Origin of the sequence: Bacillus sp. ABP14 (assembly GCF_001831375.1) — a bacterium.
Taxonomy (GTDB): Bacteria; Bacillota; Bacilli; order Bacillales; family Bacillaceae_G; genus Bacillus_A; species Bacillus_A paranthracis.
In genome coordinates this window covers 3,963,009-3,979,854 of sequence record NZ_CP017016.1, presented here as the reverse complement: position 1 = coordinate 3,979,854, position 16,846 = coordinate 3,963,009, and the positions used below count along the sequence as shown (strand labels likewise).

Annotated in this window: 17 protein-coding genes and 1 tRNA gene; 14 read left to right on the top strand and 4 right to left on the bottom strand. The window is 35.8% G+C overall.

From position 1 onward, the window contains the following. Positions 1 to 23: 23 nt before the first annotated feature. A complete protein-coding gene (locus tag BGI23_RS20685; RefSeq protein ID WP_000912464.1) occupies positions 24 to 920 on the top strand; it encodes a deoxyribonuclease IV in 897 nt (298 codons plus the stop codon). Between the two features lie 26 nt (positions 921 to 946). Here the strand turns inward: BGI23_RS20685 and BGI23_RS20680 are convergent, their stop codons facing one another. Then, entirely contained in the window at positions 947 to 1,201 is a 255-nt protein-coding gene (locus BGI23_RS20680) for a DUF2624 domain-containing protein (RefSeq protein WP_001048963.1), read from the bottom strand. A gap of 149 nt (positions 1,202 to 1,350) precedes the next feature. Between BGI23_RS20680 and BGI23_RS20675 the strand changes: the two genes are divergently transcribed. The 4 genes from BGI23_RS20675 (at position 1,351) to BGI23_RS20660 (ending at position 4,440) form a co-directional block, all read left to right on the top strand. Beyond that, positions 1,351 to 2,229, top strand: coding sequence for a YitT family protein (locus BGI23_RS20675; RefSeq protein ID WP_000435966.1), 879 nt, complete (start codon positions 1,351 to 1,353; stop codon positions 2,227 to 2,229). Between the two features lie 180 nt (positions 2,230 to 2,409). Next, positions 2,410 to 3,180, top strand: coding sequence for a metal ABC transporter ATP-binding protein (locus tag BGI23_RS20670; RefSeq protein ID WP_001059652.1), 771 nt, complete (start codon positions 2,410 to 2,412; stop codon positions 3,178 to 3,180). After that, positions 3,180 to 4,013, top strand: a complete 834-nt coding sequence (locus tag BGI23_RS20665) for a metal ABC transporter permease (protein WP_000613823.1) — start codon at positions 3,180 to 3,182, stop codon at positions 4,011 to 4,013. The genes BGI23_RS20670 and BGI23_RS20665 overlap by 1 nt, the downstream gene beginning before the upstream one ends. A gap of 13 nt (positions 4,014 to 4,026) precedes the next feature. Further along, complete coding sequence (locus BGI23_RS20660; protein ID WP_001054512.1) at positions 4,027 to 4,440, top strand: Fur family transcriptional regulator; 414 nt, start codon at positions 4,027 to 4,029, stop codon at positions 4,438 to 4,440. 80 nt (positions 4,441 to 4,520) lie between these two features. On the opposite strand, the gene ispG is transcribed toward BGI23_RS20660, so the two are convergent. The 3 genes from ispG to BGI23_RS20645 form a co-directional block, all read right to left on the bottom strand. Next, positions 4,521 to 5,624 (bottom strand): flavodoxin-dependent (E)-4-hydroxy-3-methylbut-2-enyl-diphosphate synthase, encoded by a 1,104-nt coding sequence (ispG, locus tag BGI23_RS20655; RefSeq protein ID WP_011040674.1) that lies wholly within the window; start codon positions 5,622 to 5,624, stop codon positions 4,521 to 4,523. A 164-nt stretch (positions 5,625 to 5,788) separates the two neighbouring features. Continuing rightward, positions 5,789 to 6,154: a hypothetical protein gene (locus BGI23_RS20650; RefSeq protein ID WP_070806839.1), complete on the bottom strand. Its 366-nt coding sequence runs from the start codon at positions 6,152 to 6,154 to the stop codon at positions 5,789 to 5,791. Between the two features lie 53 nt (positions 6,155 to 6,207). After that, a complete protein-coding gene (locus tag BGI23_RS20645) occupies positions 6,208 to 6,972 on the bottom strand; it encodes a DUF1189 domain-containing protein (protein ID WP_000021910.1) in 765 nt (254 codons plus the stop codon). Between the two features lie 242 nt (positions 6,973 to 7,214). Here BGI23_RS20645 and BGI23_RS20640 point away from each other — a divergent pair. The 9 genes from BGI23_RS20640 (at position 7,215) to phoU (ending at position 16,500) form a co-directional block, all read left to right on the top strand. Then, positions 7,215 to 7,288 (top strand) — tRNA-Ile (locus BGI23_RS20640). 221 nt (positions 7,289 to 7,509) lie between these two features. Next, positions 7,510 to 8,121 (top strand): superoxide dismutase [Mn], encoded by a 612-nt coding sequence (sodA, locus tag BGI23_RS20635; RefSeq protein WP_001052031.1) that lies wholly within the window; start codon positions 7,510 to 7,512, stop codon positions 8,119 to 8,121. A 116-nt stretch (positions 8,122 to 8,237) separates the two neighbouring features. Beyond that, positions 8,238 to 9,515: an MFS transporter gene (locus BGI23_RS20630; RefSeq protein ID WP_000871368.1), complete on the top strand. Its 1,278-nt coding sequence runs from the start codon at positions 8,238 to 8,240 to the stop codon at positions 9,513 to 9,515. Between the two features lie 109 nt (positions 9,516 to 9,624). After that, positions 9,625 to 11,745 (top strand): peptidoglycan D,D-transpeptidase FtsI family protein, encoded by a 2,121-nt coding sequence (locus BGI23_RS20625; protein ID WP_000516825.1) that lies wholly within the window; start codon positions 9,625 to 9,627, stop codon positions 11,743 to 11,745. Between the two features lie 322 nt (positions 11,746 to 12,067). Then, positions 12,068 to 12,985 carry a phosphate ABC transporter substrate-binding protein PhoX gene (phoX, locus tag BGI23_RS20620; protein ID WP_000871254.1) on the top strand — a complete coding sequence of 306 codons (918 nt, stop codon included), beginning with the start codon at positions 12,068 to 12,070 and terminating at the stop codon, positions 12,983 to 12,985. 27 nt (positions 12,986 to 13,012) lie between these two features. Beyond that, a complete protein-coding gene (gene pstC / locus BGI23_RS20615) occupies positions 13,013 to 13,963 on the top strand; it encodes a phosphate ABC transporter permease subunit PstC (protein ID WP_000940902.1) in 951 nt (316 codons plus the stop codon). Between the two features lies 1 nt (position 13,964). Further along, positions 13,965 to 14,831 (top strand): phosphate ABC transporter permease PstA, encoded by an 867-nt coding sequence (gene pstA, locus BGI23_RS20610; protein ID WP_001242546.1) that lies wholly within the window; start codon positions 13,965 to 13,967, stop codon positions 14,829 to 14,831. 28 nt (positions 14,832 to 14,859) lie between these two features. Next, positions 14,860 to 15,675 carry a phosphate ABC transporter ATP-binding protein gene (pstB, locus tag BGI23_RS20605; RefSeq protein WP_000226683.1) on the top strand — a complete coding sequence of 272 codons (816 nt, stop codon included), beginning with the start codon at positions 14,860 to 14,862 and terminating at the stop codon, positions 15,673 to 15,675. 168 nt (positions 15,676 to 15,843) lie between these two features. After that, the gene (gene phoU, locus BGI23_RS20600; protein ID WP_000251231.1) at positions 15,844 to 16,500 is read left to right on the top strand and encodes a phosphate signaling complex protein PhoU; all 657 of its coding nucleotides are present in this window, start codon (positions 15,844 to 15,846) and stop codon (positions 16,498 to 16,500) included. Positions 16,501 to 16,846 lie beyond the last annotated feature (346 nt).

Below are 16,846 nucleotides of genomic sequence, written 5' to 3'. Positions count from 1 at the left end.
TTGTATATTGAAGAGGTGATTGTATGTTAAAGATTGGATCTCATGTTTCTATGAGTGGTAAGAAAATGTTATTAGCAGCAAGTGAAGAGGCTGTTTCATACGGTGCAACGACGTTTATGATTTATACAGGTGCACCGCAAAATACAAGAAGAAAACCAATTGAAGAATTGAATATAGAAGCAGGAAGAAAACATATGGAACAAAACGGTATCGAAGAGATTATCGTACATGCGCCATATATTATTAATGTTGGAAATACGACGAAGCCAGAAACATTCCAATTAGGTGTAGATTTCCTTCGTATGGAAATTGAAAGAACATCAGCATTAGGTATGGCAAAACAAATCGTTCTTCACCCAGGTGCGCACGTTGGTGCAGGGGCAGACGCTGGTATTCAACAAATTATTAAAGGACTGAATGAAGTATTAACGCCAGATCAGACGGTGAACATTGCGTTAGAAACGATGGCAGGAAAAGGAACAGAATGCGGCCGTAGCTTTGAAGAAATTGCAAAAATTATTGATGGTGTAACATATAATGAAAAACTATCGGTATGCTTTGATACATGCCATACGCACGATGCAGGATATGACATTGTAAATGACTTTGACGGTGTATTAAACGAATTTGATAAGATTGTTGGTATCGATCGTTTACAAGTACTTCATATTAATGATAGTAAAAATGTACGCGGCGCAGGAAAGGACCGTCATGAAAATATCGGTTTCGGTCATATCGGTTATAAAGCATTGCATCATATTGTGCATCATCCGCAATTAATGCACGTACCAAAAATTCTGGAAACACCATATGTAGGTGAAGATAAAAAGGACAAGAAGCCGCCATATAAATTGGAAATCGAAATGCTGAAAAATGGTACTTTTGATGAAGGACTCCTTGAGAAAATTAAAGCGCAATAAGCAATAAGGAGGGGAATATCCCCTCCTTATTTTAGTAGTTGTTGAAATAAAGTATTTACTTGTTGGGCAGTAGCGGGCGAGGTTACTTGAGCTATTTGTTTTAAGAGCGCTAGTCGTTCGTCATTATCGTAAATGTTAATATTCTTTCCTTTCATAAGTCCAACAATTTGATCAGCTTGTGCAGTCGTAATTGGAACATCATATTCTTTACTATATTTCAATAATTCCTTTGTAGAAATATGATTTAATTTTTTATTTACAAGTTGTTTAATGAGGTTCATCGAGTTATCCTCCTTCACACGTTCTTCTATCGAAATATATGAGTACGTAGCTTGTACATATTCATATAGAGCTTCTTTTTTCATGAGAAAAAGAAGCGTATGTTATAATATAAGGACAAAAATATAGAAAAAGAGTATAGGGAGGACTTATGGAGCAGAAGCAACATCGAAAAGAAAGTGTTATCCATCTTATGTATCGTTTAGTTATGATTATTTTTGGAGCAGCATGCGCAGCGGTAGCGATTGAATTATTTTTAATGCCAAATAAAATTATTGATGGTGGAATTATTGGTATTTCTCTTATATTAGATTATCTTACTCCTAATATTTGGTGGTTAAGTTTCTCTACTTTGGTCGTTATTCTCAATATCCCATTTATGTATTCGGGTTATAAGCAAATTGGAAAAACGTTCATGTTATCTTCGGCGTTCGGTATTGTAGCTTTAGCGTTTATTGAATCAACGTTACATGCTGTTCCGCCATTTACAACAGAGCCAATTTTAGCTACAGTGTTTGGTGGTCTTATTTTAGGTCTTGGTGTAGGGCTCGTTATTCGTCATGGTGGATCAATGGACGGAACAGAAATTATGGGTATTTTATTAACGAAGAAATTACCTTTCTCCGTAGGCGAATTTGTAATGTTTGTGAACTTATTCATTTTTGCATGGGCAGCATTTGTATTTGGTGTTGAACAAGCGATGTATTCTGTTATGACGTACTACATTGCATTCAAAACAATTGATACAGTCATTCAAGGTTTAGATGAAACGAAAGCTGTTTTAATTGTATCAGATCAATATGAGGAAGTATCAAATGCGATTTTGCATCGTCTTGGTCGTGGAACTACAAAGCTTGTAGCGAAAGGCGGTTACACGGATAAAGAAAAAGAAGTTATTTATGCAGTGGTAACACGTCTAGAAGTGACAAAGTTAAAATCAATTGTGTATGAAATTGATGCGAATGCGTTTGTTACGATTATGAGTACACAAGAGACAAATGGTGGTAAGTTTAAATCGGCTATTCACTAAAAAATTAATTATAATATCTTTTGAAAGCAGAGAATTTTTCTCTGCTTTTTGTTATAATAGTAAGGTTTCTTGAAAAAGTAGATATATTTTAGGCAGATTGGTTTACAACTATAATAAGCTGTACTATAATTCAAATAGATATAAATCGGAATCATTCTGAATTAAAATAGGTGAGATGCTATGAACAATATATTAGAAATAGAAGGATTGTCATTTCGATATGAAGATCGAAATGTGTTAGAAGATATAAATTTGCAAGTTCCGAAGGGAGCTTTTTTAGGTTTAGTTGGGCCAAATGGTTCAGGGAAATCCACTTTGCTAAAATGTTTATTAGGCGTTTTAAAGCCAAAACAGGGAAGCATTCGTTTGTTTGGTGTTGATAGTAAGAAGTTTAAAGAATGGAACAAAGTTGGTTATGTGTCGCAAAAGGCAAATAGCTTTAATTCTGGTTTTCCGGCAACTGTGTTTGAAGTTGTGTCAATGGGACTCGTTTCGAAAAAAGGGCTGTTTCGCTTTTTTACGAAAAACGATAAGAAAAAGGTAGAAAAAGCGATTGCTGATGTAGGAATGAGTGAGTTTCAAGGGCGTAATATTGGAGAACTTTCTGGTGGACAACAACAGCGCGTATTTATTGCTCGTGCGCTCGTTAGTGATCCTGAATTACTTATTTTGGACGAGCCCACTGTTGGAATTGATGTGAAGAATGTAGAAAGTTTTTATGAGATATTAGAGGATTTAAACAAAAGGCTAGGAATCACATTAATTCTCGTTACGCATGATATGGGAGCTGTTACCGAGAAAGTAACACATGTTGCATGCTTAAACAAACATTTACATTTCCATGGAAATGTAGAAAAGTTCCGAGAGTTAGAAGATGCAGAAATGTCCGTCTTATATGGACACCATGTTCATCGTTTAGAACACGAGCATGAGCATCACGGGAGGATATAATGATACAAGATTTTTTACAATATGACTTTTTACGTAACTCTTTATATGCAGGAATTTTAATAGGACTTGTTGCACCGCTTATAGGTGTATTTGTTGTCATTCGCCGCATGTCGCTTATTGCGGATGCATTAAGCCACGTGACATTATCGGGTATTGCTGCAAGTTTACTACTAGAAAAAACAATTTTCACAGGGGGATTTTTAAATCCGTTATATATGGGGATGATTTTTTCTATTGGTGGGGCGTTACTTATTGAAAAACTACGTACTGTATATAAACATTATCAAGAATTAGCAATTCCAATTATTCTTTCAGCAGGAATGGGGATTGGCGTTATTTTTATTTCACTTGCAAATGGGTTTAACACAGATTTATTTAGTTATTTATTTGGTAGTGTAAGTGCTGTAACAAGTACGGATTTAATAATTATCGGCATTGTAGCAATTGTTGTTATTGTAACGATTACTTTATTATACAAAGAGTTATTTTTACTATCGTTTGATGAAGAATACGCTGTATCAACCGGTTTGAGTGCAAAGTGGATTCACTTTATTTTCATTATATTGGTTGCGCTTGTCATTGCGGTATCAATGCGTGTAGTGGGGGTTCTTCTCGTATCATCATTAATGACGTTACCAGTTGCAGCAAGTATTCGTATTGCGAATGGATTTAAACAAACAATTTTCTTCTCCATTTTATTTGGTGAAATTGCAGTAATTGGTGGAATGTTTGCTTCGTATCAACTTGATTTAGCACCAGGTGGTACAATTGTTATGATAGCAGTTCTTATTTTAATTGGTGCGATTTTATGGAAGAAGAAAAAAACTGCATAAAGTAGGGATAGATATGAATCTAACAGAAGCTTTACGCCTAATGAAAGATAAAGGATACAAACATACTGGGAAAAGGGAAGAAATGCTCAGGTTATTTGCAGCTCACAATCGTTATTTAACGGCGAAGGACGTTTTAGAGCATATGAAGGATGATTATCCAGGTCTTAGCTTTGACACGATTTATCGTAACTTAACGGTGTTTGCTGAAATCGGTGTTTTAGAACAAACGGAATTAAACGGTGAAAAACATTTTCGTTTTACATGTTCTATTATGGAACATCATCATCATTTTATTTGTTTAGATTGCGGAGGGACGAAAGAGATTACTTCTTGCCCGATGGATTTTATGAATAAAGATTTTAATGGTTATGAAGTAACAGGTCATAAGTTTGAAATATACGGACGTTGTCCAAAATGTGCAAAGTAAAAGCTCGTTAGTTCTATAACTGACGAGCTTTTTTACGTAGAAAAGAAGGTTGCTCACAAATGTTGTGGGCAACCTTCTTTTTATTGTTCTTGTGTTTCTTTTTCTTTTTCTCGTTCAGCAGCCATTTCAGCAGCAATTACGTCGATTTCTTTTTTCAGTTCTTCTACCATTATTTCTTCTGGTACTTTACGAACGACTTGCCCTTTGCGGAATAATAGTCCTTCTCCGCGCGCGCCGGCAATACCGATATCAGCTTCACGAGCTTCACCAGGACCATTTACAGCGCAGCCAAGTACTGCAACCTTAATTGGTACTTGTAGTGTAGAAATGTACTCTTCCACTTCGTTAGCGATGCTAATTAAATCAATTTCAATACGACCGCAAGTTGGACAAGAAATAAGTGTTGCTGCATTAGATGCAAGGCCGAATGACTTTAATAGTTCACGCGCAACTTTTACTTCTTCAACTGGGTCAGCACTTAATGAAATACGTAGTGTATTTCCGATGCCTTTGCTTAAGATTGCTCCAAGACCAGCGGCACTTTTTACAGTTCCGGCAAATAACGTTCCAGATTCTGTGATACCTAAATGTAGTGGATAATCAAAAGCACGTGCAGCTTTTTCGTATGCTTCAATTGCCAAGTTAACATCAGAGGCTTTCATAGATACGATAATATCATGGAAATCTAAGTCCTCTAAAATTTTAATGTGATGCAGGGCGCTCTCAACCATACCATCTGCAGTTGGGTATCCGTACTTTTCTAAAATGTGACGCTCTAATGAACCTGCGTTTACACCGATACGGATTGGAATGCCGCGTTCTTTTGCTGCATTTACAACAGCTTCTACTTTATGGCGACGACCAATGTTACCTGGATTGATACGTACTTTATCAATGCCGCCTTCAATTGCTTTTAAAGCAAGGCGATAATCAAAATGAATATCAGCAACAAGTGGAATGTTGATTTGTTTTTTAATATCAGCAATAGCATTTGCTGCGCGTTCGTCTGGAACAGCAACACGCACGACTTGGCAGCCAGCTTCTTCTAAACGTTTAATTTCAGCAACTGTTGCTTCAACATCATGTGTTTTTGTTGTTGTCATACTTTGTATAATTAATTCATTATTACCGCCAATTGTTAAATTACCGACTTTAACTGGACGTGTTTTTGTACGATGAGTCATTTCATTCACGAATAGATCGCTCTCCTTATAAAAGAAGTTTCTTATTTAGTCCCTTATATCAATGATAGTATACGTGATACAGGGCTATAGAAACCGAAGTGCTCGGTTTCACTTTTACTATTGTATCAGCGCCTTTATGTAATTGACAAGGATTAAGTGATTGCTTATTGATATAACGGGAATTTATAAGACTTTCCAAGTTGTATTTTTGTAGCAGGTGTATTTTTATTTAATTGTTTAAAATCATCAATTACTTTTTCGATAGAAGGAATTTTCTTCTTATTAATCGCTTCTGTAATGGAAAGAACCGTATCACCTGTTTTGACTTCAATTGTTTTATAAGTGACATCTGTTTCTTTTTCCGCTTTGTTTTCTTTCTTTTGTTTTGCATTTGTACTTTCTTGTTTTATCGTTTCGGTCGCATTTGTCTTTTTATATGAACTTAACATCGGTAAAGTGCCGATTTTTATATCGTAATAAAATATATAACCAAGAACAAGCACGAATAAGAATATACCTAATCTCTTCATATTCTTCACTCCTTTGCTAGGAATATATGCTTGTCCAAAAAAAAAATGCCTATTTAGGCATTTTTTTCGTTCGGTTTTGGAACTTCTTTAATTGTTAAGTATAGAACAATTAAAACAACTGCGATATAAATGAATGTTGAGCCAGGTACAACGATTTTGAATAAATCCATAATCATAAAGAAGATGGTTGGAATTGTGTAGCTGTAGGCAGTTAACGTCCATACTTGCTTATAAGATAATTTACGTTGACCACTCATAGCAGAACCGATAAACGCAAGTAAAGTAATTCCTAAGAAAGTAATGAACAATTGGAATAGATATACTAACACTCCGATAACAGCTAGTAAAATTGGATAAATACTATCGAATACAGAAATGAAATCTTGCAAATCTTTTTTCTCAAGAGATGTCCCTAATAAATCATTGTAGGAGTATGTTTGCGTCTGGCCATTTCCTATAGAAACTACTTTATCTTTTAAAATAAATAAACCAGTTTTATTTTGATACTTTTCGATATCTGTTGTATTTGGATCAAATACGAAAAGAGCATCTCCCTCTTCTTTTTGAATAGGTTGTTCAATATCAGCTTTTAGTTCACCATTTTCGATTTTAAAATCAGGTAAATCTTTTTCAATTGCTTGATTTACCATAGTAACACTATCTTGGATAAAGCTACCGTAAAAGAATGTTCTTGGAATAGTAGTGATTAGACAAAGTAGCATAATATACAAAATGGTTTTTCCGATTTTTTGAAAACGGAATAGCGCCATATCTTTAGGCGAATATACGCTTTTGACTAATTGGGTAAATATGGACATAGATTCACTTCCTTTATGTATGTATAAAATCATTGTAACGTAGGAATCTAGGGAATCTCAAGATATATTATATTTACATATAGTAGAGATAACTAAATTTCTTTTTATTAATTTTCTTCTTTTAAATGAGAAAAATACAATTGACACTTTTCTTTTCTATATGGTAAATTTATCTTACATTTCTTAAAGGATATATCCGATAGGAATTCCTTTATTTGATGTATTATTACATACATAATTGTGGACCCTTAGCTCAGCTGGTTAGAGCAGACGGCTCATAACCGTCCGGTCGTAGGTTCGAGTCCTACAGGGTCCATATCCATTTCACATGTTTATTATGTCAGTAGGAAGCTTCCTTGTAGAAGGGAGCTTTTTTTATGAAATATATGAGCATTTTAATTGAAAAGAAGTGGGAATTTTGCTACTTTAATGATAGCAAGACAATGTGATTTATTTGTTTGCACCCTATGGCAATTAGGGTAGAATGTAGTTGTATGTCACTTAAGTGGCAATACATAAACTGGGAGGAATATAACAATGGCAAAACACGAATTACCAAATTTACCTTATGCGTATGATGCTTTAGAGCCTCACTTTGACAAAGAAACAATGAACATCCATCATACAAAACACCATAACACGTACATCACAAACTTAAACGCTGCTTTAGAAGGTCATGCAGAATTAGCTGACAAAAGCGTAGAAGAATTAGTTGCAAACTTAAACGAAGTACCAGAAGCAATCCGTACAGCAGTACGTAACAATGGTGGCGGACATGCTAACCACACATTCTTCTGGACAATCTTATCTCCAAACGGCGGCGGACAACCAGTAGGCGAACTTGCAACTGCAATTGAAGCGAAATTCGGTAGCTTCGATGCATTCAAAGAAGAATTCGCAAAAGCTGGCGCAACTCGCTTCGGTTCTGGTTGGGCTTGGTTAGTAGTAAATAATGGTGAGTTAGAAGTAACAAGCACGCCAAACCAAGATTCTCCTCTAACTGAAGGTAAAACTCCAGTTATCGGTTTAGATGTTTGGGAACATGCTTACTACTTAAATTATCAAAACCGTCGTCCAGACTACATCGGTGCATTCTGGAACGTTGTAGATTGGAACGCTGCTGAAAAACGTTACCAAGAAGCAAAATAATTGTAATAACGATAGAAAAAGCTAGGAGAATGCTCCTAGCTTTTTTCTATGCTTTCCTTTTACATAATTGAGCTTGTCTTTGGAAGACTAGAACATGAAGTAAAGGAGAGTTGTGTATGAAGTGGAAACATATAATTGGTGACGTTGAAGTGAATCGGGATTTAGTGTTATTACTCCTTATTGGAGGTTTATACACGCTCGCAATTTCTTTATCGAATACGTTTGTTAACATTTATTTATGGAAACAAACACAAAATTATGTGAATCTCGGCTTGTATAATTTGGCCAGCGTTGTATTGCAGCCCCTCACATTTCTTATAGGTGGGAAATTAGCGAAGCGTATTGATCGCTCGATCTTGTTACGAATAGGCGTAGGCACGTTAGCGATTTTTTTTATCGTTGTTTTAGTAGCGGGGAAAAGCGCTTCTCACTATATTTTATTAATGGGGGCTCTTTTAGGAGTCGGATATGGTTTTTACTGGCTCGCGTTTAACTTATTAACATTTGAGATTACAGAACCAGAAACAAGAGATTTCTTTAACGGGTTTCTTGGGCTTCTTACATCCTTCTCTGGCATGATTGGACCGATAGCAGCTGGATACACAATTTCACGTATGGAGAAGTGGAGTGGTTATACGGTCATATTCTTTCTCTCGTTATTGTTATTTGCAATTGCTGTCGTTTTAAGCTTTTTTGTATCTAAGAGAGAATGTGAAGGTCGTTATGAGGTTACACAAGTTTTGAAAGAGCGACGGATTGATAAAAATTGGGGGAGAATTACACGTGCTCATTTTTTCCAAGGATTGAGAGAGGGGACATTCATTTTTGTTATTTCAGTATATGTGTACTTAGCAACCGATAGTGAGCTTGCATTAGGGAAATATAGCTTAGTAAATTCTGCTGTATCATTTGTATGTTACTATTTAGTTGCCCGTATGTTAAAGAAAGAGTGGCGAAAAAAAGCAATTTTACTTGGAGGCATTATTTTATATGCTGTTGTATTTTTAGTTATATTCAATGTTACATACACAAAATTACTTATTTATGCAGCATGCATTGCGATTGCATACCCTATTTTACTCGTTCCATATGGATCGATGACATATGATGTAATTGGTAGAGCGAAAAATGCGAGAGAGTGGCGTGTAGAGTATGTTGTTGTCCGAGAATTATGGTTAAATGCCGGGAGAATTTGTTCAGTTTTAAGTTTTTTATGTGCTGTATTATTCTTTCCGCCTGAAAAGAGTTTACCTGTCTTACTATGTATTTTAGGTGCTGGACATTTTCTTATTTATTTTGCAGTTAAAAATGTCAAATATGATGAAGGAAATGCAGGGAACACAAGTGTCGTAGCACAAGGAACCACGCAGAATCAAACAGAACCAGAAGGTTAACTTATCGTTTGTTTTATGCTAGAATAGAAAAAGATGTAAGACAGCAGTGAGGACACCTGTATGAAGGTGTCCCTTTCAAATTACATAGCTGTTGGTAGAGGGGGTTTGTATGGGCAAGAAGCAGAAACAACAAAAGAAAAAGACTCACGTTCCTTTTCGGTTAAACGTGCTGTTTTTCTGCGTGTTTTTAATGTTCTCCGCGGTTATTGTAAGGCTTGGTTATGTACAAATTGTTCGCGGTGAGGAATATAAGAATGAAGTGGAGAGGAAAGAAAACTCGACGATAAGTAATCCTGTACCACGTGGGAAAATATTTGACCGTTATGGGCGAGCTGTAGTAGATAATGCAGCTGTACGTACGATTACATTTACAAAAATGAAAGGATCAACTGCAGAGGCTCGCTTAGAAACAGCGAAAAAATTAGCAGATTTGATTGAAGTACCGACAGATAAATTAACAGATCGCGATAAAAAAGATTATTGGCTTGCTATTCATAAAGAAGAAGCGCAAGAAAAAATTACGAAAAAAGATCGTCAAGAGTTTAAAGATAAAAAAATTGACGATAAAGAATTAGATGAGCGTCAACGAAATCGCGTGACAGAAGAAGAAGTGAATCAATTATCCGCAAAAGATTTAGAAGTGCTAGCGATTAAAAGCAAAATGGACGGCGGATATGCGATGACACCACAAGTCATTAAAAAGGATGCTACAGAACAAGAATATGCGATTATTAGTGAAAATCTAGCAGCATTACCGGGTGTAGATACGAATGTTGATTGGGATCGAAAGTATATTTATGATGATTTATTCCGAAGTGTACTTGGCGGCGTGTCAACGTCTGATGAAGGTTTACCGAGAGAAAGACTAGATTACTATCTTGTTCGTGATTATAATCGAAATGACCGCGTAGGGAAAAGTTATCTTGAGCAGCAATATGAAGATAGTTTGCACGGTAATAAAGCGGAAGTGAGAAATATTACGGATAAAAACGGTAATATTTTAGAAACGATTAATGTATCAAAAGGGCAAAGTGGTAACAATCTGAATTTAACAATTGATATGGAATTACAAAAGCGTGTAGAAGAAATTATCACGAAAAATTTATTGAGATATAAAGGGGGACAACCTCTTTTAGATCGTGCATTCGTTGTAATGATGAATCCAAAAAATGGTGAAGTTTTATCTATGGCAGGGAAACAGTTAGTAGAAGAAAATGGCGAAACGAAAGTGCAAGATTTCGCATTAGGAACGATGACAAGTTCTTATCCGATGGGATCAACTGTAAAAGGTGCGACAGTACTTACTGGGTATCAGACAGGTGCCATTCAACCAGGTTCAGTTCAACTTGATGAACCAATCAGATTAAAGGGAACGCCACAAAAATCTTCTTGGAAGACGATGGGATACATTAATGATTTAACAGCATTAAAAATGTCTTCTAACGTATATATGTTTAAAACAGCGATGAATATCGCAGGTGTTCCATATGTAAGAGGTGGTACGTTAGATATACCACAAAAAGCATTTGATACGATGCGTTATTATTTCGGACAATTTGGACTTGGTGTAAAAACAGGTATCGATTTACCAAATGAATCTGCGGGTCAAACAGGTAGAGGAAATCAGCCAGGTTTCTTATTAGATTTATCAATTGGGCAGTATGACACGTACACACCACTTCAATTAGCACAGTATGTTTCAACAATTGCAAATGGTGGTTACCGTATGCAGCCGCAAGTTGTAAAGGAAATTCGTCAACCGGAAGCGAAACAAGGCGAAGTTGGAAAAGTCGTTCATTCAATGGAACCAAAAGTACTAAACCGTATTGATATGCCTGAATCACAAATTAAACGTGTTCAGGAAGGATTTAGACAAGTATTTAATGAGTCTGGTGGTACAGCTGCGAAATACTTTACAGGCGCATCATATAAAGCTGCTGGTAAAACAGGTACAGCTCAAACTGTGTATGGCGGAGATAAAGAGATTGGTAGAAAAGCAAACGGTGAGCGTAAAGAAACATATAACTTAACATTAGTAGGTTATGCGCCACTTGAAGACCCTGAAGTAGCATTTTCTGTTGTTGTACCTTGGGTAGATGATAAATCAGGTATTAACGGTTATATTAGTCGTGACATTATGGACGCGTACTTTGATTTGAAAAAGGTAGAAAATGGCGAAGCTACACAAGAGGAAATAGATAAGAAAAATAAAAAGCAAGATGATGAATAAAAAAGTTGTAAAAAAAGCACACTATCTGAAAAGATAGTGTGCTTTTTTTTTTGATTCATGCATACGTTTTAATAAAGTGGACAAGCAGATCATATCGGAATTTTAAGGGACCTTGCAAATAATACGTATGCATTCACTATGGAAGTTATGGACCAATCCTCAGTGAAGATGAACAGTGGCTACGGATTAATAATTTACCTAATGTTGATTCTTGTGGAACTTTACAAAACTTTTACAAACAATTAAAACCGAATTAATAGTTTAGCAGTATTCTTATATCTGTAATCCTGTTATTTCCGGTTACTTCTAGGAGGAAGAACACGTGAAATGGATAAGTGCATCAATTAAAGTTTTCATACTGTCAACATGTTTCTTTTATGTTGGCACGTCTACTGCATTTGCTGCGAATGAAATGGGAGAAGTGAGAGTTGATGGATCCTCAACGGTTTTTCCTATTATAGAAGCGGTAGCGGAGGAATATACAAAGGTGCATCCAAGCGTGAAAATTTCCATCAGTGTTTCTGGAACAGGAGGAGGATTTAATCGTTTCAGTAAAGGAGAAGTCGATATAAATAATGCTTCGAGAGTAATGAAACAAGTGGAAGAAAATGAAATGAAGAGAAACTCCATTCAGTTTACACCATTTGAAGTTGCTTACGACGGTCTTACGATCGTTGTGAATCGCGAAAATACTTGGGTAGACAATATGACGGTAGACGAGTTACGTCTATTATGGAGTGAAGATGGAAACGAAAAGCGATGGTCACAAATTCATTCTTCATGGCCACGTGAACAGGTGAAGTTTTATGCGCCAGGTGTAGACTCTGGTACGTATGATTATTTTCAAAACGTCATCTTACAAAATAATCGCATTGTAAAAAAAGTCTCTTTGTCTGAAGATGATCAAGTTATTATGCAAGGGGTAATGAATGATAAAAATGCCATTGCTTTTGTAGGATATGCTTATTATATGGCCAATCGAGATAAGGTGAGAGCAATAAAAGTGGATGGTGTACTTCCGACGAAAGATACGATTCAATCAGGTAAATATAAGCCATTATCTAGGTCGCTATTTGCTTATGTAAATGATGCATCTATCCGAAATAAAATGAATGTAGCGAATTATGTTGAGTTTATGATTCAGCATGTTGGTAATCTTGCTGAAGAGGTAGGATATGTAAAATTACCAAAAGAAAAATACAATGAACAGCTGCGGATGTTAACAGAAATAAAAAGGTAATGTCAGGGTGGAAAGGGGTTTTCATCTTTGGCTCATAATGACAAAAGTCAAATTACATTTTCTGTACAACATTTGATTGAGAGAAATACAAAACAAAGAAAAAAAACGCAGCGAATCAATCAAATCGTTCCATTATTACTAAAAATAATTGCTAGTGTGTCTATTGTGACGACACTTGGAATTATTTTTACGCTGGCAAATGAAACAATGATGTTTTTTCAAAAAATACCATTGCTCTCCTTTTTGACAGAGAAAGAATGGTTACCTTTTTTTGAAGATCCTAAATTCGGTATATTACCACTTATATGTGGAACGTTCCTTGTAACAACAATTGCTATGTTCGTAGCAATTCCTATCGGTTTAGCGTGTGCCGTATTTTTAAGTGAATATGCTTCAAACAGTGTAAGAAAAGTATTAAAACCGATGTTAGAACTATTAGCAGGTATCCCGACGATTGTATATGGTTTTTTTGCATTAACAGTTGTCACACCGCTTTTACAGCGGATTATACCAGATTTACAGTTTTTTAATGCGATTAGTCCAGGTATTGTTATTGGCTTTATGATGATACCGACAATTGCATCTCTGTCTGAAGATGCAATGAGAGCTGTAGCGAAAGGGACGAAAGAAGCTTCGTTAGCACTTGGAGCAACTCGGTTTGAAATGGTAAAACAAGTCGTGTTTCCTTCAGCTTTCGCAGGGATTATGGCAGCGATTATATTAGCTGCTTCAAGAGCAATCGGTGAAACGATGATCGTTGTAATTGCAGCAGGGTCCACACCGAACGTATCTCTCGATCCGACACACTCTATTCAAACGTTAACAGCTTATATTGTGCAAGTGAGTTTAGGTGATGCTCCGCATGGAACAATTACTTATTACAGCATGTACGCTGTAGGCGCAATGTTATTCTTGTTTACTTTTATAATGAACATCATTTCGCAGTTTATTATGCGCCGCTTTAGGAGGGTGACATAATATGCGCATGTTGAATCATAAAAAAATACAAGAAAATATGGCATCACGTTTTTTAAAAGATCGAATTTACAAATTGTTATTTTATATGGCAATTTTGTTTTCGATAGTAATCCTGCTTATTTTGCTTTTTCAAATTTTTGAAAAAGGTGTCAGTTACCTTTCGTTAGATTTCTTTACAAACTTCGCTTCGCGTAATCCGAAAGAAGCTGGGATTGTTGCAGCTTTGTCAGGAACAATATTATTTATGAGTATTGTTATACCACTCTCCTTTATATTTGGGGTCGGAACTGCTCTTTATTTAGAGCAATATGCGAAGGAATCTATATTTAAAAAGGTAATAGAAATTAATAATCAAACGTTAGCGGGAGTACCTTCCGTCGTATTTGGATTACTCGGCTTAACCATTTTTGTATACGCTCTTCACTTAGGTGAGAGTATTATTGCAGCGGCACTGACGATGAGCTTACTCGTCTTACCGACAGTTGTTGTAGCGAGTCAAGAAGCGATACGATCTGTACCGAGGTCATTATTAGAAGCTTCTTACGGGTTAGGTGCTACGAAGTGGCAAACGATGTATCAAGTTGTATTGCCATATGCGTTCCCAGGAATTATAACAGGTTGTACGTTAGCGATATCAAGAGCGATTGGAGAAGCGGCACCGTTATTAGTTATCGGGGCACTTGCATTTGCAAATTATGTTCCGTTTAGTATGTTTGATAGATTTACAGTTTTACCAATTCAAATTTTTAATTGGATGAGTAGACCACAGGAAGAATTTCAGTATGTAGCAGCTGCTGGGATGATTGTTTTGTTAGGTTTGTTGCTCTTGATCAATATAGTTGTCCTATGGTTACGAAATCGAAAATAAGTTGGAAATGGATGAAAGGGGAATTCAAATGGTAGCAACAGTAGTAAATGTACAGGTGAAAAACGAGGAGAAAATCGAGACTGCGCCAAAGAAAGTAGTATTTGATACGAAAAACTTAAATTTATGGTATGGAGAAGACCATGCTTTAAAAGATATCAACTTAAGTATTCATGAGAATGAAGTTACAGCAATTATCGGGCCAAGTGGTTGTGGTAAATCAACGTACTTAAAAACATTAAATCGTATGGTAGAGTTAGTACCAATCGTGCGAACTACAGGCGTAATTGAATATAGAGAGCGCAATATATTTGATAAATCATATCCAGTTGAAGAATTACGAACACATGTAGGAATGGTGTTCCAAAAACCAAATCCATTTCCAAAATCTATTTATGAAAATGTAGCATATGGCCCGAAAATTCATGGGATTAGCGACAAGAAAACGTTAGATGAAATTGTTGAAAAAAGTTTACGTGGAGCAGCGATTTGGGATGAGTTAAAAGATCGTTTGCATGATAATGCATACGGTTTATCTGGTGGACAGCAACAGCGTCTATGTATTGCACGTTGTTTAGCGATTGAACCAGACGTTATTTTAATGGATGAGCCAACATCAGCACTAGATCCAATTTCAACATTAAAAGTAGAAGAATTAATTCAAGAGTTAAAGAAAGATTTTAGTATCGTTATCGTAACGCATAACATGCAACAAGCTGCGCGTATTTCAGATAAAACTGCTTTCTTCTTAAGTGGAGAAGTTGTAGAGTATACAGATACAAATAAATTATTTACGACACCTTCAGATAAGCGTACAGAAGATTATATTACAGGCCGATTCGGTTGATGTCGCTAGCAAGGCTAAGAGCAAATACCCTCTTAACAGAGGGTATTTCTTATTTTTACCTTATTTAAGATAGGAGAAGTAATACTCCTCCTATCTTAAGGTTTATTATAAGTAGGCTAGGTAGGAGAGTTATATATAGTGGTACATAATATTGAGGGGGAAGAAACAATGGTACGAGAACAATTTCAATGTGATTTAAAAACGTTACAGCAAAAGGTGATTGAGCTTGGTGAACTAGCGAGAGAAGCTTTATTGCTTGCTATGGAAGGGCTTCATAAAAAGGATGTAGAGAAAGCGTTAGAGGTAATAGATGGTGATTATCGTATGGATAATTTAGAAGAGGAAATAAATGATCTTGCGCTTATGCTCATTACGAAGCAGCAACCTGTAGCGAGTGATTTAAGAAGGATTTTCATTTCAATTAAAACAGCGACAGATTTAGAACGGATTGCAGATCATGCTGTTAATATTGCGAAATCAACCATTCGTCTCGGGGAAAAAGACGTGTCTGTTAGTTTGCACAATCTTGATGAGATGTTTGCGATTGCAAATAAGATGTTACAGTTAGCGCTAGATGCATATGAGCAAGAAAATTTAACTTTTGCGAAACAAATTGCCGAAATGGATGATTCTGTTGATGAAATATATGGGAAAGCGATTCGTGAATTTATATCTTCAGTTCCAGAACAACCAGAAGCAATTACACAAATTACACAATTATCCTTTGTAGCGAGATATATCGAACGTGTAGCAGACCATATTACAAATATTGCTGAAAATGTTTTTTATTTAGTAAAGGGAAAGCATTACTTATTAAATGAATAAAGAAAAAAGCAGGTGAAACATCACCTGCTTTTTTTAGTCAAAACATGACAAAAAAAGCTCGTTGTTTCCTTTAGTTTATGATGATAAGATGTATCATAATATAATGGAAAAAATAGGGCGTATATGTTATTCGCTTATTAAGTAATATTTTAAAAATTAATAGTAAGCGCTTTCTTCAGTTGTTGAAAGATGAATGTATATAAGGGGAACTTTACTGCCTGCCGGCCCGATTGGTCAAGGCTAATAATCAGTAGGGGAGGAAGAAAACCCCCACTGATTAAAGTTTCACTTTATTTTATACTGCTAGTTAATGCTGGGTAGATAATATACATATCGTATATGAAGT